Source organism: Psychromonas sp. (genome assembly GCF_041586535.1).
Classification (GTDB): Bacteria; Pseudomonadota; Gammaproteobacteria; order Enterobacterales; family Psychromonadaceae; genus Psychromonas.
Genome location: NZ_JBFGZY010000017.1, coordinates 1 through 25756, shown reverse-complemented (window position 1 = coordinate 25756; position 25756 = coordinate 1). Strand labels below are relative to the sequence as shown.

19 protein-coding genes and 3 tRNA genes are annotated in these 25756 nt (G+C 42.1%); 18 read left to right on the top strand and 4 right to left on the bottom strand.

What is annotated here, in order from left to right:
• Positions 1 to 38: 38 nt before the first annotated feature.
• The 3 genes from ABZA00_RS03480 to ABZA00_RS03470 all read left to right on the top strand — a co-directional run bounded on the left by ABZA00_RS03480 (position 39) and on the right by ABZA00_RS03470 (position 4213).
• Positions 39 to 1325, top strand: coding sequence for an imelysin family protein (locus tag ABZA00_RS03480; RefSeq protein WP_372880754.1), 1287 nt, complete (start codon positions 39 to 41; stop codon positions 1323 to 1325).
• A gap of 332 nt (positions 1326 to 1657) precedes the next feature.
• Positions 1658 to 3127: a di-heme oxidoredictase family protein gene (locus ABZA00_RS03475; RefSeq protein ID WP_372880753.1), complete on the top strand. Its 1470-nt coding sequence runs from the start codon at positions 1658 to 1660 to the stop codon at positions 3125 to 3127.
• A gap of 285 nt (positions 3128 to 3412) precedes the next feature.
• Positions 3413 to 4213 carry an RMD1 family protein gene (locus ABZA00_RS03470; protein ID WP_372880752.1) on the top strand — a complete coding sequence of 267 codons (801 nt, stop codon included), beginning with the start codon at positions 3413 to 3415 and terminating at the stop codon, positions 4211 to 4213.
• 78 nt (positions 4214 to 4291) lie between these two features.
• Here ABZA00_RS03470 and ABZA00_RS03465 read toward each other — a convergent pair whose 3' ends face one another.
• A complete protein-coding gene (locus ABZA00_RS03465) occupies positions 4292 to 4744 on the bottom strand; it encodes a host attachment protein (RefSeq protein ID WP_372880751.1) in 453 nt (150 codons plus the stop codon).
• A gap of 259 nt (positions 4745 to 5003) precedes the next feature.
• On the opposite strand from ABZA00_RS03465, the gene ABZA00_RS03460 reads away from it, so the two are divergent.
• From ABZA00_RS03460 to ABZA00_RS03450, 3 genes are all read left to right on the top strand, one after another.
• On the top strand, positions 5004 to 5642 hold the full coding sequence (locus ABZA00_RS03460; RefSeq protein ID WP_372880750.1) for a Spy/CpxP family protein refolding chaperone: 639 nt from the start codon (positions 5004 to 5006) through the stop codon (positions 5640 to 5642).
• A gap of 392 nt (positions 5643 to 6034) precedes the next feature.
• Positions 6035 to 6940, top strand: coding sequence for a cation diffusion facilitator family transporter (locus tag ABZA00_RS03455; RefSeq protein WP_372880749.1), 906 nt, complete (start codon positions 6035 to 6037; stop codon positions 6938 to 6940).
• A 13-nt stretch (positions 6941 to 6953) separates the two neighbouring features.
• Complete coding sequence (locus ABZA00_RS03450) at positions 6954 to 7442, top strand: two pore domain potassium channel family protein (RefSeq protein ID WP_372880748.1); 489 nt, start codon at positions 6954 to 6956, stop codon at positions 7440 to 7442.
• 94 nt (positions 7443 to 7536) lie between these two features.
• On the opposite strand, the gene ABZA00_RS03445 is transcribed toward ABZA00_RS03450, so the two are convergent.
• Positions 7537 to 8994 carry an aminoacyl-histidine dipeptidase gene (locus ABZA00_RS03445; protein WP_372880747.1) on the bottom strand — a complete coding sequence of 486 codons (1458 nt, stop codon included), beginning with the start codon at positions 8992 to 8994 and terminating at the stop codon, positions 7537 to 7539.
• A 385-nt stretch (positions 8995 to 9379) separates the two neighbouring features.
• On the opposite strand from ABZA00_RS03445, the gene carA reads away from it, so the two are divergent.
• From carA to ABZA00_RS03415, 6 genes are all read left to right on the top strand, one after another.
• Positions 9380 to 10516 (top strand): glutamine-hydrolyzing carbamoyl-phosphate synthase small subunit, encoded by a 1137-nt coding sequence (gene carA / locus ABZA00_RS03440; protein WP_372880746.1) that lies wholly within the window; start codon positions 9380 to 9382, stop codon positions 10514 to 10516.
• A 31-nt stretch (positions 10517 to 10547) separates the two neighbouring features.
• Complete coding sequence (carB, locus tag ABZA00_RS03435; RefSeq protein ID WP_372880745.1) at positions 10548 to 13778, top strand: carbamoyl-phosphate synthase large subunit; 3231 nt, start codon at positions 10548 to 10550, stop codon at positions 13776 to 13778.
• Positions 13779 to 14720: 942 nt separating this feature from the next.
• Entirely contained in the window at positions 14721 to 15269 is a 549-nt protein-coding gene (pgsA, locus tag ABZA00_RS03430) for a CDP-diacylglycerol--glycerol-3-phosphate 3-phosphatidyltransferase (RefSeq protein ID WP_372880744.1), read from the top strand.
• A gap of 169 nt (positions 15270 to 15438) precedes the next feature.
• Positions 15439 to 15514, top strand: a tRNA-Gly gene (locus tag ABZA00_RS03425).
• A 111-nt stretch (positions 15515 to 15625) separates the two neighbouring features.
• A tRNA-Cys gene (locus ABZA00_RS03420) sits at positions 15626 to 15699 on the top strand.
• 14 nt (positions 15700 to 15713) lie between these two features.
• Positions 15714 to 15799 (top strand) — tRNA-Leu (locus ABZA00_RS03415).
• Positions 15800 to 15955: 156 nt separating this feature from the next.
• On the opposite strand, the gene arcA is transcribed toward ABZA00_RS03415, so the two are convergent.
• Positions 15956 to 16675 carry a two-component system response regulator ArcA gene (arcA, locus tag ABZA00_RS03410; RefSeq protein ID WP_372880743.1) on the bottom strand — a complete coding sequence of 240 codons (720 nt, stop codon included), beginning with the start codon at positions 16673 to 16675 and terminating at the stop codon, positions 15956 to 15958.
• An 867-nt stretch (positions 16676 to 17542) separates the two neighbouring features.
• On the opposite strand from arcA, the gene thrA reads away from it, so the two are divergent.
• The 4 genes from thrA to tesB all read left to right on the top strand — a co-directional run bounded on the left by thrA (position 17543) and on the right by tesB (position 23230).
• Complete coding sequence (gene thrA / locus ABZA00_RS03405) at positions 17543 to 20005, top strand: bifunctional aspartate kinase/homoserine dehydrogenase I (RefSeq protein WP_372880742.1); 2463 nt, start codon at positions 17543 to 17545, stop codon at positions 20003 to 20005.
• A gap of 1 nt (position 20006) precedes the next feature.
• Positions 20007 to 20963 carry a homoserine kinase gene (gene thrB, locus ABZA00_RS03400; protein ID WP_372880741.1) on the top strand — a complete coding sequence of 319 codons (957 nt, stop codon included), beginning with the start codon at positions 20007 to 20009 and terminating at the stop codon, positions 20961 to 20963.
• Positions 20960 to 22237, top strand: a complete 1278-nt coding sequence (thrC, locus tag ABZA00_RS03395; protein ID WP_372880740.1) for a threonine synthase — start codon at positions 20960 to 20962, stop codon at positions 22235 to 22237. Before thrB ends, thrC begins: the two co-directional genes overlap by 4 nt.
• Positions 22238 to 22351: 114 nt before the next feature.
• Positions 22352 to 23230, top strand: coding sequence for an acyl-CoA thioesterase II (gene tesB, locus ABZA00_RS03390; protein ID WP_372880739.1), 879 nt, complete (start codon positions 22352 to 22354; stop codon positions 23228 to 23230).
• An 85-nt stretch (positions 23231 to 23315) separates the two neighbouring features.
• On the opposite strand, the gene grcA is transcribed toward tesB, so the two are convergent.
• A complete protein-coding gene (gene grcA / locus ABZA00_RS03385; RefSeq protein WP_372880738.1) occupies positions 23316 to 23696 on the bottom strand; it encodes an autonomous glycyl radical cofactor GrcA in 381 nt (126 codons plus the stop codon).
• Between the two features lie 345 nt (positions 23697 to 24041).
• On the opposite strand from grcA, the gene ung reads away from it, so the two are divergent.
• Together ung and ABZA00_RS03375 are read left to right on the top strand one after the other, a co-directional pair.
• Complete coding sequence (ung, locus tag ABZA00_RS03380; protein ID WP_372880737.1) at positions 24042 to 24692, top strand: uracil-DNA glycosylase; 651 nt, start codon at positions 24042 to 24044, stop codon at positions 24690 to 24692.
• A gap of 74 nt (positions 24693 to 24766) precedes the next feature.
• A complete protein-coding gene (locus tag ABZA00_RS03375) occupies positions 24767 to 25312 on the top strand; it encodes a hemerythrin domain-containing protein (protein ID WP_372880736.1) in 546 nt (181 codons plus the stop codon).
• Positions 25313 to 25756 lie beyond the last annotated feature (444 nt).

Genomic DNA, 25756 nt, shown 5'->3' with positions numbered 1-25756 from the left:
TTGCATTATGTGTAAATCAAAACAAGGAAGATAGCTTTATGTTAACTAAAAAAATTATTGCTGCTGCAGCACTTTCATTATCGGCTGCTGCGGTTTTTGCGGCATTTGCCGATAAAGCAGAAGAGCGCCTGCCGGCAACAACCATAGTTACTGAGCAGGATATCAAAGATAACTACATTAAGATGGCTCATGCCGCTTATGCTGATTCATTAGCGACAGCCTTAAATTTGCAGAAAAAAGTTGAAGCCTTGCTGGCAGACCCGACGGAACAAAATCTGAACAGTGCCAAAGAAGCTTATAAACTTGCCCGGATTCCTTATCAGCAGTCAGAAATCCTGCGTTGGGATACCGATATTACTATCAATGCGGAGCTTGATAGAGACGGCGGTCTAAATAGTGTCGATGAATGGGAAGGGCAAGTCAATGCCTGGCCTTTGGATGAACAAGCAATTGATTATGTCAAAGGTAATAAAAATGCCGGGATCATCAATCAGAAAGAGGGGACTGCGATTAGTAAAGAGTATCTAATTGCGCAAAACGGGGTTGGCGGTGAAGCAAACGTAACAACTGGTTTTCATGCCATTGAATTCCTGCTTTGGGGGCAAGATTTAAATGGTACTAAAGCGGGGGCGGGTGAGCGCAGTGTGAACGATTTCCAAACAGATAAAAGCGGACTGTGCAGCGCAGCCAACTGTGACCGTCGCCGTGCTTACTTAAGTGTGGTAACACAACTGCTGGTTGATGACTTAAGCGCAATGACTGCAGAGTGGACTGAACAAGCCGCTAACAGCAAAGGCACGCTGGCAAATAACTTTAAAACAGCAAAAGATGGCCTGCGCTATATGATATTTGCAATGAAAGCGATGGCGATCGATGAACTTGCATCGGCTCGGATGCACGAGGGTTTAGAAAGTTTAGATCCGGAGCAGGAGCATGATTGTTTCAGCGACTTAAGCCACGTTGCAATCTATTACAATCTGCAGGGGATACGTAACGCTTTTTACGGTGGTTACCAGACCATTGACGGTGAACACATTACAGGTGCAAGTCTGGCTGATTATATCAATCAGCAGAACCCGAAGGTATTTAAACAATTTGATGATGCTTTAAATGCTATCGAAAAAAATATGCAGGTGATTTATAACGCAGGTGAACGCTCCGAGCCTGTCCGTTTTGATCAAATTATCGGCCAGGCGGATGATGCCCCTGAGAAAACAGCTGCTTTTGCAGCAGTTTACCAACTAGTCGATCTGCAATCAGCATTTAACTCGGTTGAAGAGCTGTTATCACTGCAAGCGTTGATCTTATCTGGTGACGGAGACTAATACCAAATCCGATAATTATCTCTGCATTTATGCTGGTTAAAATGAATGCTAGCTAGACATAAAACTACGTTTTAGTGTTTGTTATTAATTTTATAATTAGAACAACTAGTTACTGCAATTAATACCTTGCTTTCATCCATTTTTCCTATGCCTAAATAGATCATCTAATTAACGGAATTGGTATAATATTTCCAAATCAATATATTAACTTAAGACAGCCCGGGTAAAACAGGAGCTGTCTTTGTGGTTTTATAGACTCAAACTACCTCAAAGTGCAATAATTTGTACCTTGAGGTGGCTTTATTTTAAGCAATAAAAAACAAACGGTTATCATGAACAAAATTACCTTTTCCCTATTAGCGCTTATCTCTGTTAATTGCCAGGCTGGCGAGTATATAGATAAACAACAGCACCTTTCGGCAGGCGAAACCAGCGTGAAAAATATCCATGCCTCGGCATTTTCTTCACCATCTGCAAATATGAAAAGTGCCAGAAATATCTTAAAGTTTAACGGCGGTAATAAATTCTTCGAAGAGCCATGGGCACAAAGCGCGGGATCGGTTAGCTCACAAGATGGTTTGGGACCGCTGTTTAATAATAACGCTTGTCAGGATTGCCATATCCGTGATGGAAGAGGGCATGCTTCAACAGCCGAAATAGGGAAAAAAGGCAACGATTTTAACAGTATGTTATTACGCGTTTCAAAAAGTGTTATCAGCAGTGAGCAGCAGGAAGCAATCAATTTGTCATTAATAGCCAATGTGCCGGACAGCTGCATCGGCGGACAACTGCAGCACCGGTCAAATTTCGGTATTGCAGAAGAGGCCAGTCAGGCAGTCAGTTACGAGTATTTAACCGTAACATTTTCCGATGGTTTTACTCAGGAGCTGCGTAAACCAAGTTGGCATATTAAAGCCAACGGTTGTGACATAGATAAAGATACTGTCTTATCTCCCCGTGTTGCACCGGCTATGATCGGTTTAGGATTAATTGCTCTGATCGATGAACAACAGATTGTGGCACAACAAGATATTCACGATAGTGATCAGGACGGTATTTCCGGCCGTGCTAACTATGTTTGGTCAGTGGCTGATCATAAAGTCACCTTAGGCCGCTTTGGCTGGAAAGCTGGTCAGCCGACCATTCGTCAACAAGCCGCCGGTGCGTTTATCGGTGATATGGGATTAACCACAGAGTTATTCCCGGAAGAAAACTGTTTATCCCATCAGGAGGATTGTAAAGCAGCCCCGGACGGTAATGGTGATGTGGTTGCTGAATATGATTACGAAGTCTCAACTAAAGTGCTCGATAAAGTGGCTTTTTATTCCAGTCATTTATCCGTACCACAGCGCCGTAATGCTTATGCAGAGAATGTTCTGGCAGGTAAAAAAGTGTTTAACGAGATTGGCTGCCAGCAATGTCATACTGAAAGTTACAGCACGGTGAGTTCAAGCGAGTTTCCCGAGCTGTCCGGACAGAAAATCTATCCGTACACGGATATGTTATTACATGATATGGGACTGGAATTAACCGATTTTGATAAAAATAGTGAGTTTGTGAAAGGTGATATTCAAGTGGAGTATTTGGCGCAAGCAAATGAATGGCGCACACCACCATTATGGGGATTAGGCCTTGCGCAACAGGTTGACCCGGAAGCTACTTTTTTACATGATGGCCGAGCGCGCAGTATTCTAGAGGCGTTATTGTGGCATGGCGGTGAAGCGGAAAAACATAAACAGGCGGTACTAAAACTCAGCCAACAGGATCGTGAAAACCTGCTGTCCTTTTTAGAAGATTTATGATTAAGACTATTACTCCTTGGTGTTTTTCCGTACCAATAAGGGGGCAGTTTTCCCTATTATTTATCTCATTTCCTGATGAGTAAAAAACGTTCAAAGTGTGGTTTGGTAACTAAAGTGAAAAAGCCTTGCTTCTGTTGAAAATTACTCTTTTTTAATCCTGGTGATAGTTGTATGATGCGGTGATTTTTTACCCCTCTTCGCAATAGAGCTGGCTGAATAGGGTAAAAAAGCAGTAAGGGTGTCAATATCGGCGTCCTTTAATATATGTAAGCAAGGAATAAAATCGTGAGTTCCCCAGAGAACCAATCCAGTCTAATTGCCGTATGTTATGGCAGTAATTTTGATTTTAATGACGTGGTTAAATTTTGTGAAAAAAATTACCGTTCAGCCCTCTACCGCAGTACACTCCATCTTGATGTAGACCAGGGAGATGTGTTTATTTTTGCCTATGCCACTATCGTTTATTGGAATGTAAGTCATCAAAAACGTCAGCAAATAGAGCAGGATATATTACCTTTTTTACAGAAGCCGATGACCAAATGTTTACAGGATGAGTTAAGTTTTAGTCATGGCAACCATTTCACCTTACATAATGATCATCTGGTACTGGATAATGAGGCACCGCTAGTTAAGTTGGCGGTATCCCATACGCTCGCACAATCGGTCAAATTAGAGATGTTTGAAGAGCAGGTTGAGCAGACCATTAAAGAGACATCGCCAATTCCTAAATATCTGGCAGAACACGGGAAGATAAAACTCAGCCGCAACCAAATTTCGCGTATGCGCGGGCATCTGTTTTTGACCAAATCGAGTGTTAACCTGCATTATGAATTGCTCGATAAACCGGATTTCTTCTGGGAATATCCTGAACTGGATCATTATTACCATAAAACCGAAGAGTATCAGGAGCTTTCAATACGCCTGGATATTCTCAATCGCAAGTTGGAAGTCATTCAGGAGATGCTTAATATTCTTGCCGATCAGACAAATCACCAGCATTCCGCAGTATTGGAATGGATTATTATCTGGTTGATTACTGTTGAGATTGCTATTTTCTTTGTCCATGATCTGTTCAAGTGGGTTTAGCCAATTTTCCGCACTAAATTTTTACTAACGGTCAAACAGCCTCAAGATGTAACTATATACATCTTGAGGTGGCTGAGTTTACAGGTAATCTGATCTTTTCTTAATCCTTAAATCCAACATCTTCGGCAGGTCGCGCTGAATAACCTGCGAGTAGTCTTTGTCCAGAGATTGGTAAACTAACTGCATCGTCTGCTCATTAATAGATTTGTTCAGCATCCCTAAAAAACTCGGAGGTGCGACCAGCATCAGTTGATGACAGCGATTTTGTTTACGTTCATCGTCTAACCAGCCAGCCAACTCACGAGCAAAGCGCTCTGCTTCAACTTGTTTGGGGTTAGTTGCCGGAGTAAATTCGCCATGTCCTCCACTTGACCCCTGATTATGCCCCGGGCGGTCACTGACCAGATCACTTCCTTTCTGACGACTTTGCGGATGGTCAAACTCTTTAATCAGATTAAACTCTTCACCTGCCAGGTAGTTAAAAATGCGTGCAGTGCTGGCGTTAGCGATCAGTAATAACGTTTTTGGCATGATATCTCCCCTTTGTTATTCAACATATACTCCAGTATAGACGCTATTGAACAGCACAGCGGGTTAGCCGATTACCCGTTTTCCTCATTACCGAGTGAGATTACTGTTCAATTTTTATTGTAATCATTGACCTTAAGGATCTAATCGAGGCTACACTTGCAATGGTATAAACCGTTTTAATAATAGTTTTTCTTACCTGTTATTTCAGATGGCGAAATTGATGGGTTTGATTATTCAATAAGTTGATCAGGAGTAGAGTATGAACAACAAAAAACTTAGCCTCATTGTATTGGCACTCGGTCTTAGCGTTGCCGGCACTTCAGTGAGTCAGGAGGATAATAATCCGCCTTCTAAACAGAGGGGAATGATGATGCATGGTGGTATGATGCACGGCGGCATGATGCATGGCGGTATGATGCACGGCGGTATGATGCATGGTGGCATGATGCACGGCGGCATGATGCATGGCGGTATGATGCATGGTGGCATGATGCACGGCGGCATGATGCATGGCGGTATGATGCATTGCGGCATGATGCATGGCGGTATGTTCGACTCGCAATTAAACCTGACAGATGAACAGCTGCAAAAAATTAGATCGATTATGGAAACAGCAGTGTCAACAATGCCGCAAAGACAGCAACAGATAATGGTCAATATGCCTGCCCATATGGCGGAGTCTCAGTTATTGCTTAATAACTCAACATTTGATGAAGATAAAGCGCGCGAAATGATAAGCAAACATCAGGCATTGATGGTTGATAATCAAATAGATATGTTAAAAGCGCAGCATCAGGCTTTACAAGTATTAACAGAGCAGCAGAAAGCGCAATATAGTGCTTTAATGGCAAAACATATGGCGCAGATGCAGCAATATTTGCAGGGAGGACAGCAGTAATAAAAGGTAACAATAACTTCAAATCCTCTTAATCTGTTGCTTTTACGCTTACGCTTTCAGCAGGGATTGTAAATGCGGCCAGATTGCTTGGGTAATATCACATTTGTCCGGCACCGAAGCACTTTTGAGGGAGTCGTTACTTAATCATCAGAGCAGCGCTGTGTAGCTGACCGAAGTTATATTAAGTTTTGTACTTGGCGCGGTGATTTCCGATTTTTCATTTTATGGCAGTTGCTGCCCCGACTCAAGTTTCAATAACATTGCGGTAGAACAGAAACAACTTGGTAAATAAGAGAATCGAATAGACAGAATGGTTCAAAAACAAGAAAGTTCAATGGTGATCTTTGGCGGCCAACGCTTAAACAAGAAGCTTTTTCGCAAAGGAAGTGGTTATGCATTCTCACTCTCATCATCGTGCGCCAGATAAAGATTATGGAAAAGTATTTATTATTGGCATTACGCTTAATCTCAGTTATGTCTGTATCGAGGCTTTTTATGGCTGGTATATCAACTCGCTGGCTTTACTTGCCGATGCCGGACACAACCTCAGTGATGTCGCCGGGTTAATACTCGCCTGGTTGAGTATGCTCGGGGCGCGCTTATTGGCAAATGACCGGCGCACTTACGGCTGGAAGAAAGGGACTATTTTAGCCAGTTTCTTTAATGCCAGTTTCTTGATGCTAGCCATGGGAATGTTAGCCTGGGAGGCGATTGGACGATTTGCACAACAAACCCAATTACAAGGCGAGGTCATTATCTGGGTGGCCGCCGCTGGGGTAGTGGTTAACGCGGTGACCGCGTGGCTGTTTATGGCGGGCAGTAAAGAAGATCTTAATATTAAAGGAGCTTTTTTACATATGAGTGCCGATACGTTGGTTTCACTCGGCGTGGTTCTCTCGGGGGGACTTTATCTGCAATGGCAATGGAGTTGGCTGGATCCGGTGGTTAGTCTGGTGATTGCAATATTGGTCGTGGCAAGTACCTGGTCCTTGTTCAGACAATCTTTACACCTGTTATTTGATGGTGTGCCGGAGCAGATTGATACAAAATCAGTCGCTTTATTATTAAAGGAAATAGAAGGGGTTAGTAGTGTCCATGATTTACATATTTGGGCGATGTCAACGACAGAAAACGCGTTGAGTGTGCATCTGGTTATTAATGATGAGTTTGATCGCGAACAGGTATTAAAAGTGGTCACTGCCAAGCTACTGGCATATAAGCATATCGATCATATCACCATACAGCTGGAATCTTACCAGTTCTCCACAACCTGTTTATCCAGGCACTGTACAGGTTAATAAGGAAGAAAAGATGAAAAAAAGGAAAAAAACGACACGCTTTAAAAGGTTTTTTAAAGATATCTCCGCGCATACTCCTTTTACAACAATGTTGCTGATGTTGATCTTGTTGTGGTTATTATTTGCAGCGGGACTGTTTTTTGCCGAGCTGAATGTTGCCGGTGCATCTATTACTACCTATGGTGATGCATTATATTGGGGAGTGGCTGCCTTTACCACGGCCGGCATTGCTGATTCACCGGTATCTATGACTGCACGCTTAGTCGGCGGTCTGTGGATAGTGATTGGCTCCAGCCTGTTTTTTGGCGCGATTGTCGCCACGATTACCGGCTACTTCATGAGGCCTATGCTTCGGCCCCATAAAAGAATTATAGAAACAATTGAGTACAACCTGGAACAGTTAGGTGACCTCACAATCGATGAACTGGATCTGCTAAAGGAAACCGTGGATACACTGATTGAACATGTAGAGGAGATAAAGAAAAAGCAATCCGGCGGTTAAAATCTTTTTTCGGCAGCTCCGTACAACATCAGCGGCTTTACATATTCATCACCTGTTAGGCCCTTTGATCAGGTGATGAATTACGTTTTACCGTTCAGTCAATCGCTTTTAAGGTCGCTACCAGCAGTTGCCAGAATTTATCAACACTGGCGATATTGACTCTTTCACCGGGACTGTGGGGAAATTTAATCGTCGGGCCGAAGGAGATCATATCCCATTGCGGGTATTGCGTGCTGAACAAACCACATTCCAGACCCGCATGAATCACCATCGCTTTGGGTTTTTTAGCAAACAGAGCAAGGTATTGCTGTTCCATTATTTGATAAATAGCAGAGTGTTTATTGGGTGTCCAACCAGGATAATCACCTTGTAAACGAACCTTTGCATCATGTTTTTCAAAGTGGCCGGCAATTTTCTGCGCGATTGTTTGTTTTTCCTGCTCAATTTGGGAGCGCACCAGTACCTGAATATCAAAAACGCGGGGATTATTTCTGTTTTGTGCAACAACGCCCAGGTTTGATGAGGTTTGCACAACATCGGGAAAATGATTATCCATGCTGAAAATGCCATTATCACAATGCAGCAGGCTGTTTAACAAATTAGTTTGACTTTGGTGGGTCAATATAAAGCTTGGTAAATCACAGGATTTTACAGAGAGCTGTAAATCAGGCTCAGATGTTTTAAATTCACTGCACAGTTTTTGCTGCAGGGTATGGATGATCATTTCTAAACTGTTTTGATAGTGAGGATCACATACGATAATGCAGCTTGCTTCCCGTGGAATCGCATTGCGTAACGTCCCGCCTTCAAAATAGGCCAGGTTAAAGGGAATGGCATCGAGATTATGTAGGATAGAGACCAATGTTTTAATTGCATTGGCGCGGCCTAAGTTAATATCGCAACCTGAATGCCCGCCCTTTAATGCTTCCAGGGTTATTTCAAAAGCGTTGTCGTCCGGTTCACTTTCCATAATCTCATAGGGCAGAGCAACATTAACGTTAATGCCCCCTGCGCAACCGACGTAAAGTTCACCTTCCTGCTCTGAATCGGTATTAAGCAGGATTTTCCCCTGCAGGGCATCTTCTTTCAGGCCAAATGCGCCGGTCATCCCTGTTTCTTCATCGCTGGTTAAAAGTACCTCAAGCGGGCCATGCTGCAGAGTGCCATCTGCTAATACGGCTAAACAAGCTGCCATGCCGATACCATTATCAGCGCCTAAAGTTGTATTATCGGCGCGCAGCCATTCACCGTCGATTACCGGTTTGATTGGATCGGTTAAAAAATTGTGTTCTTTGTTGTTATTTTTCTGAGGCACCATATCCAGATGTGCCTGCAGAATGACAGGGGTTTTACCTTCATAACCCTGACTTGCCGGTTTCTTTAAAATGAGATTGCCGCTTTCATCTTGAATACAGTTTAGTTTTTTCTGTTTCGCCCAATGGATGATCCAGTCTGCAAGCTGCTGCTCATGCTTGGAAGGGTGTGGGATTGAGCAAATCGTCGAAAAATAAGACCAAACTTGTGCTGCTATTGTTGATTGTAACGTTTGCATAAAATACCTAACCTTAGAAAAGAGAGTGAAATTAGTTGAGACGGCGATATGACGGATTGGATGGTTATATCAATAAATTTAAATAGTTATCCCTATATGGGAATCTACAGTGCTTGAAGAAAATTTTAAAGTCCCATATGCAATTCGTTTTTTTTAGGTTTTTCGCCTGTGATGCTTATCCCAACTTTACTCGCTGTGAATTCAACCGGCAGGTCAATCAATTGGGCATTTTTTTGCCACGGAACTGAAATTTTATTGGTTAAATAGGGCGAAGATCTATAGAATGTCCCGAATTTGCCAAAGTTTATGATTATTTGGTGGAAAAAAAACATTATTTTCCTCCTGTAATCATGAAGTTTAATTTCATTTCCCCACGGAGGTTATTTTGAGTCATTCTGCCATATTGGTATTGGAAGATGGAACTGTATTTGAAGGTATTTCGATCGGCGCTGATGGTAGTTCCATCGGAGAGGTTGTTTTCAACACATCAATGACAGGTTATCAGGAAATACTAACTGATCCATCATACGCACGCCAGATTGTTACATTAACCTATCCTCATATTGGAAATACCGGAACAAATGATGAAGACGAAGAGTCAACATCGATTCATGCCTGCGGTCTTGTTATCCGCGACCTGCCACTCCTTGCCAGCAACTTTCGTAACCAAGCCTCGTTAAGTGATTATCTCAAAGCCCGTAATGTGGTGGGTATTGCTGATATCGATACACGTAAACTGACGCGTATTTTACGTGAAAAAGGTGCTCAGGCGGGTTGTATTGTCGCCGGTGAAAATATCGATGTGGCAAGTGCACTTGCGCAAGCGAAAGCATTCCCTGGTCTTAAAGGAATGGATTTAGCCAAAGAAGTCACTACTGCTGAAAGATATGAATGGTTACAGGGTAGCTGGACACTAACGGGTGGTTTACCAGCTGATAATACGGATACCAAATACCATGTGGTTGCCTATGACTACGGTGTTAAGCGTAACATTCTGCGCATGCTTGTTGACCGTGATTGTCGTTTAACGGTTGTTCCTGCACAGACGCCTGCTGCTGAAGTGTTAGCAATGAATCCTGATGGCGTTTTCCTGTCAAATGGTCCTGGTGATCCTGAGCCGTGTACTTATGCTATCGAAGCAATTCAGGATATATTAAAAACAGATATCCCGGTATTTGGTATCTGTTTAGGTCATCAGCTACTTGCGCTGGCAAGTGGTGCAAAAACAGCGAAAATGAAATTTGGTCACCATGGTGCAAACCACCCGGTTAAAGATTTACAACGTAATGTTGTCATGATCACCAGTCAAAACCACGGCTTCGCAGCTGACGAAAAAACACTGCCTGAAAACCTGCGTGCGACGCACGTCTCCCTGTTTGATGGTTCGCTACAAGGTATCCGCCGTACCGATAAAGCCGCATTTAGTTTCCAGGGGCACCCGGAAGCAAGTCCGGGACCACACGATGCAGCCCCGTTATTTGATCACTTCATTGAATTGATTGAACAATACAAAAACGCCTAGTTAACGATCAGAAGAGAAAGGTAAATTTCAGATGCCAAAACGTAATGACTTAAAAACCATCCTTATTCTTGGTGCAGGGCCGATTGTTATCGGCCAGGCCTGTGAGTTTGACTACTCCGGTGCACAAGCTTGTAAAGCGTTAAAAGAAGAAGGCTACCGTGTTGTACTGGTTAACTCTAACCCTGCAACTATTATGACTGATCCGGAAATGGCCGATGCCACTTATATCGAGCCTATCCACTGGCAAGTTGTTGAAAAGATTATCGCCAAAGAACGTCCTTGTGCGGTTTTACCGACCATGGGCGGCCAAACCGCATTAAACTGTGCCTTAGAGCTTGAATCTAAAGGCGTATTAGCAAAATACAATGTTGAGATGATCGGTGCAACCGCCGATGCGATTGACAAAGCGGAAGATCGTAACCGTTTCGATCAGGCCATGAAAAATATCGGACTGGAATGTCCGCGTGCAGGTATTGCACACTCAATGGAAGAAGCTTACGGTGTTTTAGATATGGTCGGCTTCCCATGTATTATTCGTCCTTCTTTCACCATGGGGGGCACCGGTGGCGGTATCGCCTATAACAAAGAAGAGTTTGATGACATCTGTTCAAACGGTCTTGAGCTTTCCCCAACCACTGAACTGCTAATTGATGAATCATTAATCGGCTGGAAAGAGTATGAAATGGAAGTGGTGCGTGACAAAAACGACAACTGCATCATTGTCTGCTCTATCGAAAACTTTGATCCGATGGGTATCCATACCGGTGATTCTATTACAGTAGCGCCGGCGCAAACCTTAACCGATAAAGAATACCAGTTAATGCGTAATGCCTCTTTAGCTGTACTGCGTGAAATCGGTGTTGAAACAGGCGGTTCAAACGTTCAGTTCGGTATCAACCCTGAAGATGGCCGTATGGTATTAATCGAGATGAATCCGCGTGTATCTCGCTCTTCGGCGCTTGCTTCAAAAGCAACAGGTTTCCCTATTGCTAAAATTGCTGCCAAACTGGCAGTAGGTTACACATTAGATGAATTGCAGAACGATATCACCGGTGGTAAAACGCCGGCATCCTTTGAACCAACCATCGATTATGTTGTAACAAAAATTCCTCGTTTTAACTTTGAAAAATTTGCCAATTCGAATGACCGTTTAACCACACAGATGAAATCTGTGGGTGAAGTAATGGCGATTGGTCGAAACCAGCAGGAGTCTCTGCAGAAAGCACTGCGCGGTTTAGAAGTTGGCTCAGATGGTTTTAACCCTATGGTTGACCTGAATGATGCTGATGCTAAAGATAAAATATTACGCGAACTGCGTGAAGCGGGCGCTGAGCGTATCTGGTATATCGGTGACGCATTCCGCTTAGGTATGAGCCTTGATGAAATTTACGCAATCACTAAGATTGATCACTGGTTCTTAGTACAAATCGAAGATCTTATTCTTGAAGAGAAAAAGTTAGCGGAAGGTGGTTTACGCTCGCTTGATCAAGCAGCACTGAAACGCTTGAAACGTAAAGGTTTTGCCGATAGCCGTATCGCCTCTGTGGTCGGTGTGGTTGAATCTGAAATCCGTAAACTACGTGAGGGTTTCAACCTGCATCCGGTATACAAACGTGTTGATACCTGTGCGGCAGAGTTCTCATCGGATACTGCTTACATGTACTCCACTTACGATGAAGAGTGTGAAGCAAATCCGTCGGATCGCGAGAAAATCATGATTATCGGTGGTGGTCCTAACCGTATCGGTCAGGGGATTGAGTTCGATTACTGCTGTGTACACGCTGCGATGGCAATGCGCGCAGACGGTTATGAAACCATTATGGTTAACTGTAATCCGGAAACTGTTTCTACCGATTATGATACCTCTGACCGTTTATACTTTGAGCCGATCACATTAGAAGATGTGCTTGAGATTGTTAAAGTTGAACAACCTAAAGGTGTTATCGTGCAGTACGGTGGTCAAACGCCGCTGAAACTGGCTCGTGCACTTGAATCTGCCGGTGTGCCGATTATCGGGACTTCGCCGGAAGCGATTGACCGTGCGGAAGACCGTGAACGTTTCCAGCAGGTGGTTGAGCGTTTAGGGTTAAAACAACCTGAAAATGATACAGTAACAACACTTGAACAAGCTGTTGAATCAGCTAACCACATCGGCTATCCGCTGGTGGTACGTCCTTCTTATGTATTGGGTGGCCGTGCGATGGAAATTGTATATGATGAAGTGGATTTACGTCGCTACTTTAAAGAGGCGGTCAGCGTTTCTAATGAATCTCCAGTGCTGCTTGACCGTTTCTTAGACGACGCAACTGAAGTTGATATCGATGCTATCTGTGACGGTACTGATGTGGTGATCGGCGGTATTATGGAGCATATCGAGCAAGCAGGTGTTCACTCTGGTGACTCAGCATGTTCATTGCCTGCTTATACATTAAGTGCTGAAATTCAGGAAGAAATGCGCGGTTACATTCGTTCATTGGCATTAGAGCTGGGTGTTGTCGGTTTGATGAACACGCAGCTTGCTGTTAAAGATAATGAAATCTACATGATTGAAGTGAATCCGCGTGCAGCGCGTACCGTACCTTTTGTTTCTAAAGCGACCGGTGTCCCGATTGCAAAAATTGGTGCCAGCGTGATGGCGGGTAAAACACTGAAAGAACTAGGTGTTACCAAGGAAGTCATTCCGCCATATTACTCGGTAAAAGAAGTGGTTTTACCTTTTAATAAATTCCCGGGTTCAGACCCTATCTTAGGTCCGGAAATGCGTAGTACAGGTGAAGTAATGGGCGCAGGTGCTACCTTTGCTGAAGCCTATGCCAAAGCCGCTCTTGGTTCGACCAAAGATGTGCAGAATATCGGCCGCGCATTACTTTCTGTGCGTAACAGCGATAAAGGACGCATCGCTAAATTAGCCAGCCAGTTAATTGAGTTAGGTTATGAGCTTGATGCAACAGAAGGCACGATGGAGATACTTAAAGAAGCGGGCGTTGAAGCGCGCCTGGTTAAGAAAGTACATGAAGGCCGTCCGCACATTCTTGACCGTATTAAAAATAATGAATACACCTACATTGTTAATACCACTGAAGGGCGTATCGCGATTGAAGACTCTCGTCAACTACGTCGTGCCGCATTGCGTTATAAAGTGAACTACACAACTACCTTAAACGGCGCACTGGCTACATGTCAGGCTCATTATGCGGATCCGACAGCAAGTGATGCAACGGTTAGTTCGGTACAAGAGTTACATAAGCGTATAACTGGTTAATCTTAACCTAACGTTAATCCTGATAGCCGCCCTTGATTGGATGGTTAATAAAAAGGCTGGCCAATTAATTGGCCAGCCTTTTTTGTTTGCTCGGCGAAGCCAGCAAACCCGAATGCTGTAAAAAAGTGAGGGAAGATAATCCGAATGGCAAGAGCGTCATTGGCTAACGATGGGATCTGCAGGAAGCCATAGGAAGTTAGAGCTGATCTTCCGTAACTGAATAATACATATGCCTGTTATTTTCCCCTAAACAGTTAAGCATAATTTGCTGTCGCTCCTTCCAATTAACCCACCATTGCAGGCAGATCCTCAAGATAACTGGCTGTGGTTGCTTGAGAACATGGAAATACACCACAGGTAAAGGTGATCTTATCTTAGGCCTTTATAACCGTTTAGCATTCGAAATTTTGTCCAATTATGATGCTATTTTTTTTGCCCACTTGTGAAATTAAAGGAGTGCTTACACGAAAATAAAAAAACGCACGATTCGCCTAACACTTGCCGTCAGATGCTTAATGTAAAGCACTACAGTTTTAAGTTTCGTTTAAAGTGGTATTTTGCTAAAAAATACGGTAAACAGGTTGTTGATTGCAATGAATCGTACATAGCTAACACGCAGTATTAGGGGGCTATTGATGAAAAGCTAGGTTTGCCAAAGAGAGGATTAAAGGCAATAGACTCACCGTTGCTAAAGACATTAACGGAGCCAGTAATGTGTTACTTAAACATTTAACAAGGTAGCTTGTACCCTAATTATAACAACCAATATTACGTTCTTGCGGCTTGAATCAAGACCAATAAATGTCAATGATCATAAATTCTTCGTAAGAATTTGCATAATGAAACAATAAAATGCAAAAATAGCTTATATTTAAGTTAGTTGTAACTATTTAATCCGGTATTTCCAAGTGCATTGGGGATAGAGAATCAAAGGACACTTTAATGTTAAACATCCCCAATATATTAACGGGCTTTCGAATTTTTTTAATTCCCATTTTTGTATTAGTTTATTTTTTACCTTTTGCCTGGGCTGGCTTTGCAGCTGCACTTATTTTCCTGATCGCCGGGATAACGGATTATCTCGATGGTTATCTGGCTCGAAAACTGGATCAGCATACTGCTTTTGGCGCTTTTTTAGATCCTGTTGCTGATAAGATCATGGTTGCTGTCGCATTAGTTATGATCGTCGAACATTATGCGATTATTTGGATAACTGTTCCTGCTATGGTGATGATCTGCCGTGAAATAATTATTTCAGCGTTAAGGGAGTGGATGGCAGAACTGGGTGAAAGAGCCAGTGTTGCCGTTTCATGGTTAGGCAAAGTTAAAACGGCCGCACAAATGACCGCGCTATTTTTACTGATTTGGCAGCATTCAATTGAAATGGAATATATCGGTTTTGCTGCTTTATACATTGCTACCGGGTTAACACTGTGGTCTATGATTGTTTATTTAAAAGCAGCCTGGCCAGCACTGAGCAAAAATGCATAACTTTTCGTATGTTAAAACATCGCTTCGTTTAAAAAAGCAGCTAACGAGCTAAAAGTAATAAAAAAACAGTTAAAGTAGGTTGACTCGCATCGGATAATCATTAGAATGCGCACACATCGACAGGGGATTTGATTTAACAAACACCTGGAGATGAAAGTTAAAATGTGATGCGGTACTAGCTCAGTTGGTAGAGCACGACCTTGCCAAGGTCGGGGTCACGAGTTCGAGTCTCGTGTACCGCTCCAAATTTGAAGTGATAGGTGTTCAATTTGTTGAGCACGACCTTGACCATAATAGTCGGGGTCATGAGTTGTTTTTTAGTCTCGTGTAGCGCTCCAGAATTTAAACTTACTATTGGCGGAATGGCAGAATGGCCATGCAGTGGATTGCAAATCCATCCATCTCGGTTCGACTCCGGGTTCCGCCTCCAATTTTAAAATTTTTGCCCGGATGGTGGAATCGGTAGACACAAGGGATTTAAAATCCCTCGCCTTATGGGTGTGCGAGTTCAAGTCTCGCTCCGGGCACCAGTTTTTAAAAAGCTTCAACATATGTTGAAGCTTTTTTTTTTGCTTTTAAAAAAGTTATAGCCGTTTTATTTTGCTCCTAATGACAGATTTAAGCTTTTGTCAGGGAAAATAACAGGCAATAAAAAAGGCACCTTAGGTGCCTTTAAATGTTATTCATTATTTTTCTATTTCACCGCAGAAACGATACCCTTCACCATGAATGGTCGCGATAATTTCAGGCGCATCGGGAATACTCTCAAAATGTTTCCGGATACGGCGGATAGTGACATCTACGGTACGATCATGGGCTTTTAGCTCTCTACCGGTCATTTTCATTAGTAAATCCGCACGCGTTTGAATTTTGCCGGGATTTTCAATGAAATGTAAAATAGCTCTGAATTCACTGCGGGGTAATTTAAATACTCTGCCAACCGGGCTGATTAATGAGCGACTATCGATTTCAAGTGTCCAGCCATTAAATTTATAGTTTTCTATTTTTTTACGTACCTCTTCAAAATAGATATTATCCTGCATAGTACGGGTCAACAGGTTACGCGCGCGTATCGTTAATTCACGGGGATTAAAGGGTTTAGTGATGTAATCATCCGCGCCAATTTCTAAGCCTAATATTTTATCGACTTCGTTATCACGGCCGGTTAAAAAAATAAGGGCAATATTTTGGTGTTCACGTATCTCTCTTGCCAATAACAATCCATTTTTACCGGGTAAATTAATATCCATAATAATCAGGTTAATATTATTTTCTTTTATAGCCTGGTGCATTTCATTGCCATCATTGGCTTCTAAAACGTTATATCCTTCTGCTTCAAAGACACTTTTTAACATATTACGTGTGACTAACTCATCTTCAACAATAAGTATATTCGCTGTTGACATTGGGTACCTCTCTAGTTTTGAATCTTTATTATCTTTTCGACTTATTCAGGTGGGATTTGTTTTTTATTGCTGATTAAGAGTTATCAGAACATTTTTTTCTTTACAATTTTTTTATCTATTGAAACAAATAATTTACAATAAACAAATGCTTCCAGACAAAACTGTGCCAACGACCGTAAATATTTAACTAAGCGTTGTTACTAACACATTCATCTTAATAAATCATGTGCTTTACTATAAATACTTAACATTTAGATAACAACTAGATTGTTAGATAAAGGTGACAAATACAAATGTTGATTGATATGAATCAACTGGTAAATAATATTACGTCCTTAATTTAAAGCGGGTTTGCTTATATACCCATGTTACTTCAAGATGCTTTGTCAGGCGCGGGACAGGAGACCGGAGTAAAACACAGCATGAGGTAATGGCTATTTCCTTTTCGATTGGTGTAACGCAGCGCTGGTTTTCGAGTCGGCGCCCCGTTGGGCAAGGAATATTGTACCAATCTGCGTTGTTATAAAATTTCCATGTAGAATAACTAGACTTCAATTTTATGCCTGGCATCTCGGCACAATTTGCCTTGCTGACTTTGCATCTTCAAGTATCATGGGTATAAAAACCACATTACTAAACAGTGAATTGTTTCCGTCCTGAGAAAGCTTTGTTATGATAGCTTCACAGGATTTTTTAATATTTATTAAAGTAAAAATAACACCATGGTTTATAGCTTATATCTTCAGTTAAACTTCTTATCAGAGTATGCAGTTAAGCACTCTGCAGTTGTTGAGTTTATTAAATAAATCATCGCTTTTCCTGAACCCGCATTGCTGCGGGTTTTTCGTATTTCAACAGGGAGTATCAATGCGCGTACTTAAATTTGGCGGGACGTCATTAGCAAATGCCGAACGTTTTAACCAGGTTGCTGATATTGTTATTAGTAATCAGCAACAATCTCAAATAGCTTTAGTTTTATCAGCGCCAGCCGGGGTAACCAATAATCTCGTTGCGGTTGTTGAAAAAACCAGTAAAGGTTTATCTGCAGAAACGCATTTGACCGATATTCAGCGTATTTTTGCTGATCTGATTAAAACACTGAAAGAAACCTACGCCGAGTTTGCAGATGATTTACTGAAAACTATTTTTGAGCGTGAATTATCGCATTTAAGTGACTTGCTTGAAGGGGTGCGCTTATTGGCGCAATGCCCGCCCAGCATAGAGGCTCAAATTTTAAGTAAAGGGGAGTTACTCAGTATTGCCTGCATGAAACAGCTGTTAATCGCTAAAGGGCATCAGGTCAAAGTGATAAAACCACAAGAAAAGCTGATTGCTTATAAAGGCGGTTATCTTGAAGCACAAATTGATATTGAAGCTTCCCGCGTTTTATTTGAAAAAGAAGGCATGGTTAAAAATGCTATCTATTTAATGCCCGGTTTCACCGCGGGTAATGAACAGGGTGAAACATTAGTATTAGGGCGAAACGGCTCTGATTATTCGGCGGCCGTGTTAGCGGCGTGCTTAAAAGCTGAATGTTGTGAAATATGGACCGATGTAGATGGTGTCTACAGTTGTGATCCGCGTTTAGTCAAAGATGCAAAATTATTAACATCGTTAAGTTATGCAGAAGCGATGGAGCTTTCTTACTTTGGCGCTAAAGTGTTACACCCTAAAACTATCGCTCCGATAGCACAGCATCACATTCCGTGTTTAATTAAAAACACTCATAATCCACAGGCAAATGGCACTTTAATTGGCTCTGAAGTTGGAGATGAAGTCTTGCAGGTAAAAGGAATATCTGATCTTAAAGGACTCTCTATGTTGAGTATCTCCGGACCCGGTATGAAAGGTATTGTTGGTATGGCCGGGCGGATATTTTCGACCATATCTCGCTCAGGCGTCTCGATTATTCTGATAACTCAGTCATCTTCCGAGTACAGCTTAAGCTTTTGTATCTATTCAACGGATACACCCAAAGCATTGCATGTTTTAAATGAAGAGTTTGCTTTAGAGTTTAAAAATAATTTGTTAGAGCCTATCGATGTGGTTGAAAAGCAGGCGATTATTTCATTGGTTGGTGACGGTATGAAAAAAGCGAAGGGCGTGGCGGCACGTTTTTTAACTGCGTTAACGGAAGCGTCTATCAATGTGACAGCCATTGCGCAAGGCTCATCAGAGCGCTCTATTTCAGCGGTGGTTTCAGAGAAAAAAGCAAAAGAAGCGATCATTGCCTGCCACCAGAGTTTCTTCGGCAGCATCCAGTATATTGATATGTTTTTAATCGGTAGTGGTGGCGTGGGGGGCGCACTTGTTGATCAGGTGTACCGTCAGCAGGAATATTTGTCGGAAAGAAATATCCAAATCCGTGTCTGCGGTATTGCCAACAGTCGCAAAATGTTAATGGACGAAAAGGGGATCGAATTAAGCAACTGGCGTAATTTGCTGGCCGAAGCAACCGGGAAGTTATCTTTGTCGGCTATGCAGGCAATGGTTAATGATTCTCATATCATCAATCCGGTTATCGTTGATTGTACCAGTAATGATGCTATTGCCGCCCGTTATGTTGACTTTTTAGGTGCTGGTTTCCACGTTGTTGCCGCGAATAAAAAAGCCAATACATCCAGTATGGATTATTATCATCAACTGCGTTTAACCGCGTTAATGAAACGCCGTAAATTCTTATATGATACCAACGTAGGTGCAGGTTTACCGGTTATTGAAAATATGCAGAATTTGTTTAAAGCCGGGGATCGTTTAGTTAAGTTTAACGGTATTTTGTCGGGCTCTCTGTCGTTTATCTTCGGTAAATTAGATGATGGATTGGCGTTTTCAGAGGTGACCAAAGAAGCACGTAACCTTGGCTTTACCGAGCCGGATCCCCGTGATGATTTAAGCGGTACTGATGTTGCCCGAAAATTACTTATTTTAGCACGTGAAGCGGGGATGGAATTATCCCTTGATGATGTGGAAATTGAAAAAGTGCTGCCACCGGGTTTTGATGATACGGGCAGTGTTGATGAGTTTATGGCGCGTATACCAGAAGCTGATGCTTATTTTGCTGAACTGCAGGCTAAAGCAACGGAAAACGGTCAGGTTTTACGTTATATCGGTAATATTGAAAACGGTAAATGTAAATGCAGTATTAAGGCGGTTAATGAAGATGATCCGCTGTATAAAGTAAAAGACGGTGAAAATGCGCTGGCATTTTACAGTCAGTATTATCAACCAATTCCATTAGTGCTGCGTGGTTATGGTGCGGGAACTGAAGTGACTGCAGCAGGGGTCTTTGCAGACTTATTACGTACCTTAAACTGGAAACAGGAGTTCTAATATGAGTGTTGTTGCATATGCACCGGCATCGACCGCAAACGTCAGCGTAGGCTTTGATGTATTGGGCGGGGCGCTTGCTCCGATTAATGGCGATCTATTTGGTGACCGGGTGAAAATATCAGCCGGTGACTTCGGTTTTTCACTGGAGTGTAGCGGTCGTTATGCGCATAAATTACCTGCAGATTATAAAACCAATATTGTCTACCAGTGTTATTTAGTTTATCAGGACGCCTTAAAAAAACAGAATAAGGAAATATTGCCTGTTAAAATGACACTGGAGAAAAATTTACCGGTTGGCAGCGGTCTGGGTTCAAGTTCCAGTTCAATTGTGGCAGCATTAGAAGCATTAAATGCCTGGCATGATTACCTTCTTGATGAAAACGAAATGCTGCTGCTAATGGGAGAGATGGAAGGACAAATCAGCGGCAGTGTCCATTATGATAATGTTGCCCCCTGCTATCTGGGCGGTATGCAGTTAATGATCAATGAAGGCGGAGTGATTAGCCAGACCATCCCTTCCTTTAAGGAGTGGTATTGGGTTGTTGCTTACCCCGGCATCAGTATTTCTACATCGGCTGCACGGAATATTTTACCGGCACAGTACCGTTTAAGTGATACCTTAACTTACGGGCGCCGCTTAGGCGCATTTGTTCATGCCAGCCACAGTAACCAGCCTGAACTGGCCGCAGAAATGCTTAAGGATGTTATTGCGGAGCCGTATCGTTCACAGCTTATCCCGGGCTTTAAAGAGGCACGCCTTTTTGCACAGCAAAGCGGGGCATTAGCGATGGGAATTTCGGGATCCGGGCCGACAGTATTTGCCGTGATGACAGATCTTGTCCAGGCACAGTCATTACAACATTGGTTAACAGAAAATTTTCTTCAGAATGATGAAGGATTTTGTCATATTTGCCGTCTTGATGAACAGGGCGCGCGCGTGTTAGGAACAGAACTATGAATTTATACAACATCAAAGACCACAGCGAACAAGTCAGTTTTCAGCAGGCTGTTAAACAAGGTTTAGGGCGTGGGCAGGGACTTTTTTTTCCTGATACGATCACTCCCCTGGAAAATATAGATACGCTTTTATCAATGAATTTAGTGGATCGTTCAACTGAAATTTTATCACATTTAATTGGTGATGAATTAAGCAAAGAAACGGTTTACAGTATCGTATCCAAAGCCTTTACTTTTGATGCACCAGTGAAAAAAGTGACTGAGAACATTAACGCTCTGGAACTTTTTCATGGACCAACATTAGCCTTTAAAGATTTTGGCGGCCGTTTTATGGCGCAGTGTTTAGCACAATTTAAAGGCCCGGATAAAATTACTATTTTAACGGCGACCTCCGGTGATACCGGTGCGGCAGTAGCCCATGCTTTTTATAATATGGAAAACATCGATGTAGTGATTCTTTACCCGAAAGGAAAGATCAGTCCGCTGCAGGAAAAACTGTTTTGCACACTTGGTGGCAATATTACAACAATTGCGATTGATGGTTCATTTGATGACTGCCAGGCAATGGTTAAGCAGGCTTTTGATGATCAGGAATTAAAACAAGCAATTGGTCTAAATTCAGCAAATTCAATTAATATCAGCCGGTTATTAGCGCAAATATGTTATTACTTTGAAGCTTTCGCACAATTAAGTGTTGAACAGCGGGATAATTTAGTGGTTTCTGTACCAAGTGGTAATTTTGGCGATCTGACTGCTGGTTTGCTGGCTAAGTCTTTAGGTTTACCTATAAAACGTTTTATCGCTGCGACCAATGAAAATGATACCGTACCGCGTTTTTTACGTGACGGGAGCTGGGAGCCTAAAGCGACGATTGCAACCTTGTCCAATGCAATGGATGTGAGTCAACCAAATAACTGGCCGCGTATTGAAGAGCTATTTAAAGTACAAGGCTGGTCTCTCTCTGAGCTTGGTTACGGAAAATTAAATGATGCACAAACACGCGAAACTCTGGTTGAACTGGATAATTTAGGTTATTTATGTGAACCCCATGGTGCTATTGCTTATAGCGAACTTAGAAAACAGTTGAAAGAAGGTGAAACAGGTTTATTCTTATGTACTGCGCATCCTGCTAAATTTAAAGAAAGCGTAGAAGAAATTTTAGGGCGCGAAATTTTCATCCCTGAAGAACTGGCTTCTCGTGCTGATTTAGCTTTATTGTCGAAAGAACTTCCTGCAGATTTTGCGCAGGTTAGAGCATTATTGATGGCTCTGTAATAGATATAGCCATGATACTTCAAGATGACAAAGTATCTTGAAGTAACATGGGTATAAGAGTGTCTGCAAATAATAAAGGGCGGAGATCACCGCCCTTTATTTTTGGGAGCAAAAATGGGTAAAGTATTAAATGATCTATTAGATCAGCTTAATTTGGAAAAATTAGAAGAGAACTTATTTCGCGGGAACAGTCAGGACTTGGGAACCGGTGCAGTATTTGGCGGACAAGTTATGGGGCAAGCTCTCTCGGCTGCGAAAGAAACCGTAGATGAAAATAAGATGGTGCACTCTTTTCACTCCTATTTTCTTCTCCAGGGTAAAACTGACCGCCCGATTGTTTATGATATTGAGCGCATTCGTGATGGTAAAAGCCTGTCAGTTAGGCGCATTAAAGCCATTCAGGACGGCAAATCTCTTTTTTATATGACAGCCTCTTTTAAAGCCCGGGAACAGGGTTTTGAACATCAGTCTGAGATGCCTGATGTGCCGATCCCTGAAGATTTAATTTCCGAACAGGAGATGGCACTGCTGCACTCTGATCTGTTGCCGGAATCCATTCGTGATAAGCTTATTTTAGAAAAGCCGATCGAGATGCGTCCGGTGCGATTTGTTAACCCCAGTGACCCAGAGATTGAGCCTGCACAACGCTTTGTATGGTTCAAAGCAAATGGAAAAATGCCGGATGATTTGCGCGTACACCGTTATTTATTAGCTTATGCTTCCGATTTTAACTTCTTACCGACAGCATTACAGCCGCATGGTGTTTCTTTTGTATCCCCGGGGATGCAGGTTGTGACCATTGATCATTCCATGTGGTTTCACCATGACTTTCATCTCGATGACTGGATGTTATACGCTGTTGAAAGCCCGGTTGCATCTGATGGGCGTGCGTTGGTGAAGGGGCATTTCTACACAAGGGAAGGAAAACTGGTTGCCTCAACGATTCAGGAAGGGCTGATACGCCAGAGAAAGATAAAACCCATCAACAAATAGAAAAAAGAAAAAGGGAAGTAAGTTACTTCCCTTCCTTAATCACTATTAACTCATCAACAGGGGGGGGAGGTTCAACCCCCACTGCTTATAATGACTCGGTAAATGTACGCGCCATTACGTCCGCTTTTTGCTCTGCTGTGAGCGAATTAAAACGTACTGCATAACCCGATACACGAATAGTCAGCTGAGGGTATTTTTCAGGATGATCTATTGCATCCTGCAGAGTTTCTCTGCGTAATACGTTTACGTTTAAATGCTGACCACCTTCCTGTGCTGCAGGCGCCTGTACAACGATCTCTTTATATTCAATCTCGCCTAAATCAGCAAGAGAGATGATTTGATCTTGTGCGTAAAGATCGTCTTTCACACATAAACAACGTGCCTGAGCATTCGCTTCGTCTAATAACCAGAAAGAGTTAAGTAGAGATGCATTTTCAGATTTAGTGATTTGAATTCCAAAAGCCATGTGAAGCTCCTTTAGTTGGGTTAAAAAATAAAACGTGTAATAAAATGACAGTATTGAAAACTTATTAAAAATTAAACCAGCTGTTTAACAAGTCAGTGTCGATTATAGGGGGTGAGTTGATTGATGTAAATCAATATTCACATGTTTTTCTTGTGGTTATTTGCTTGTTACTTGATGCGTGTCATTGCAATATAAAAATGGCGCAGTTTTGCCTGCTGCAGGTTTGATTTGGAACAATATTTGCTGTGGTTATATTTCACTTTAGTTGTTAACTATTTGTTATTAAATGATTAATGTTATTATTTATATTAAGCGTCATATGTATCGATTTAAAAAGGAAAAAGAATGAGTTGGAAAGATTTTATTAAACAGCAACAAACGATGGCATATTATCAGGCGCTGCAAACCTTTTTACAGGAGCAGCACGCTTCAGGAAAAAATATATACCCGCCTGAACCGCTGGTTTTTAATGCATTTGATCTAACGCCGTTAGAGGATGTTAAAGTGGTTATTTTAGGTCAGGATCCCTATCATGGAGAGGGACAGGCGCATGGTCTTAGTTTTTCGGTACCTGAAGGGATAAAAATTCCGCCTTCACTGCGCAATATCTATAAAGAATTATCAACTTCTGTAGATAATTATAAAATTCCCGAATCAGGTAATTTGGAACATTGGGCAAAACAAGGTGTCTTACTGTTAAATGCGGTATTAACGGTTGAGCAGGCGGCTCCCGGCTGCCATGCAAATAAAGGATGGGAGATCTTCACAGACAACGTGATTCGTGAAATAAATAATACCCGCAGCGGTGTTATCTTTTTATTGTGGGGGAGCTACGCCCATAAAAAAGGGCGTTTAATAGATCAGAGTAAACACAGAGTGTTAATCTCAACGCATCCGTCACCTTTGTCTGCCTATCGGGGGTTCTTCGGCTGTCAGCATTTTAGTCAGGTAAATGACATTTTGGCTGAACGCGGCGAGCCATTGATTATCTGGTAAATGTGATATAGTTCAGCGGTTTGTTCCTGTCGAAGCGGTATACTGCGGGATTAAATTATCTATTGAGAGTATCTATGATGTTATCTAAAATTCATAAAGACCATGTCAATATGAGCAAACTGTTAAAGTTGCTAAAAGAAAAGATTCAGCTATTAGAACAGGATCAGCAGATAGATTATCGCTTGGTGAAGGTGATTATTACCTATTTAAAAAATTATTCTGACAAATATCATCATCCCCTTGAGGATATGATTTATGACTATTATTTAAAATATCGCGTTGTGCCTGATACAGTTGCCAATCGTTTATCGCAGGAGCATCAATTGATTAAAGAAGCGACAATCGAACTTGATGAATTGTTAGAAATGATTTTACTGGATGCCGTGGTGCCCAAAGAGCAGTGTATTGACAGATTGAAACACTTTGTCAATCTGCAGTCAGCGCATATGAACTACGAAGAGAAGGAAATATTGCCGCAGATTGAAGCAAGTTTAAGCAAGGATGATTGGCGCAAGCTTAAAGAACAATGGCAGGATGATGGCCACAGTGATCCGCTGTTTGGTGAGAAGATAAGCGAGCAATATAAAGAATTAGCTAACCGTATTAAACAAAACTCCTAATAAAGCCTGTTAAATAGAAAAACCACCTTAACCATTAGGGGCAGTTGATCTTTCGAGATTGTTTTTACAGCAGCTTGCTGGTTTTTTGTACAAGGCATAGTCTGCGTAGTGTAGTTGCTCTACATAAGCTGGCGATAATGTATACCCAAGCCATTTGAAGATGCAGAAGTCAGCAAGTTGAGAGGTGACTATATCAAGGCATGAAGTTGAAGGTTTATACCCATGATACTTCAAGATACAAAGTCAGCAAGGCAAATTGTGCCGAGATGCCTGGCATAAAATTGAAGTATAGTTATTCTACATAGAAATTTTATAACAAAGCAGATTGGTGCAATTTACCTTGCCCTACGGGGCGCTAGCTCGAAAACCAGTGCTGCGTTGCACCAATCGAAAAGGGAATAACCATTACCTCATGTTGCGTCTTGCTCTGGTCTCCGAGCTCGT

What these genes read in the sequence shown, in the direction of transcription:
- ABZA00_RS03480 (WP_372880754.1), top strand. Translation starts at nt 39, where the DNA reads ATGTTAACTAAAAAAATTATTGCTGCTGCAGCACTTTCATTATCGGCT.
- ABZA00_RS03475 (WP_372880753.1), top strand. Translation starts at nt 1,658, where the DNA reads ATGAACAAAATTACCTTTTCCCTATTAGCGCTTATCTCTGTTAATTGC.
- ABZA00_RS03465 (WP_372880751.1), bottom strand. Translation starts at nt 4,744, where the DNA reads ATGCCAAAAACGTTATTACTGATCGCTAACGCCAGCACTGCACGCATT.
- ABZA00_RS03460 (WP_372880750.1), top strand. Translation starts at nt 5,004, where the DNA reads ATGAACAACAAAAAACTTAGCCTCATTGTATTGGCACTCGGTCTTAGC.
- ABZA00_RS03455 (WP_372880749.1), top strand. Translation starts at nt 6,035, where the DNA reads ATGCATTCTCACTCTCATCATCGTGCGCCAGATAAAGATTATGGAAAA.
- ABZA00_RS03450 (WP_372880748.1), top strand. Translation starts at nt 6,954, where the DNA reads ATGAAAAAAAGGAAAAAAACGACACGCTTTAAAAGGTTTTTTAAAGAT.
- ABZA00_RS03445 (WP_372880747.1), bottom strand. Translation starts at nt 8,994, where the DNA reads ATGCAAACGTTACAATCAACAATAGCAGCACAAGTTTGGTCTTATTTT.
- carB (WP_372880745.1), top strand. Translation starts at nt 10,548, where the DNA reads ATGCCAAAACGTAATGACTTAAAAACCATCCTTATTCTTGGTGCAGGG.
- pgsA (WP_372880744.1), top strand. Translation starts at nt 14,721, where the DNA reads ATGTTAAACATCCCCAATATATTAACGGGCTTTCGAATTTTTTTAATT.
- arcA (WP_372880743.1), bottom strand. Translation starts at nt 16,675, where the DNA reads ATGTCAACAGCGAATATACTTATTGTTGAAGATGAGTTAGTCACACGT.
- thrA (WP_372880742.1), top strand. Translation starts at nt 17,543, where the DNA reads ATGCGCGTACTTAAATTTGGCGGGACGTCATTAGCAAATGCCGAACGT.
- thrB (WP_372880741.1), top strand. Translation starts at nt 20,007, where the DNA reads ATGAGTGTTGTTGCATATGCACCGGCATCGACCGCAAACGTCAGCGTA.
- thrC (WP_372880740.1), top strand. Translation starts at nt 20,960, where the DNA reads ATGAATTTATACAACATCAAAGACCACAGCGAACAAGTCAGTTTTCAG.
- tesB (WP_372880739.1), top strand. Translation starts at nt 22,352, where the DNA reads ATGGGTAAAGTATTAAATGATCTATTAGATCAGCTTAATTTGGAAAAA.
- grcA (WP_372880738.1), bottom strand. Translation starts at nt 23,696, where the DNA reads ATGGCTTTTGGAATTCAAATCACTAAATCTGAAAATGCATCTCTACTT.
- ung (WP_372880737.1), top strand. Translation starts at nt 24,042, where the DNA reads ATGAGTTGGAAAGATTTTATTAAACAGCAACAAACGATGGCATATTAT.
- ABZA00_RS03375 (WP_372880736.1), top strand. Translation starts at nt 24,767, where the DNA reads ATGATGTTATCTAAAATTCATAAAGACCATGTCAATATGAGCAAACTG.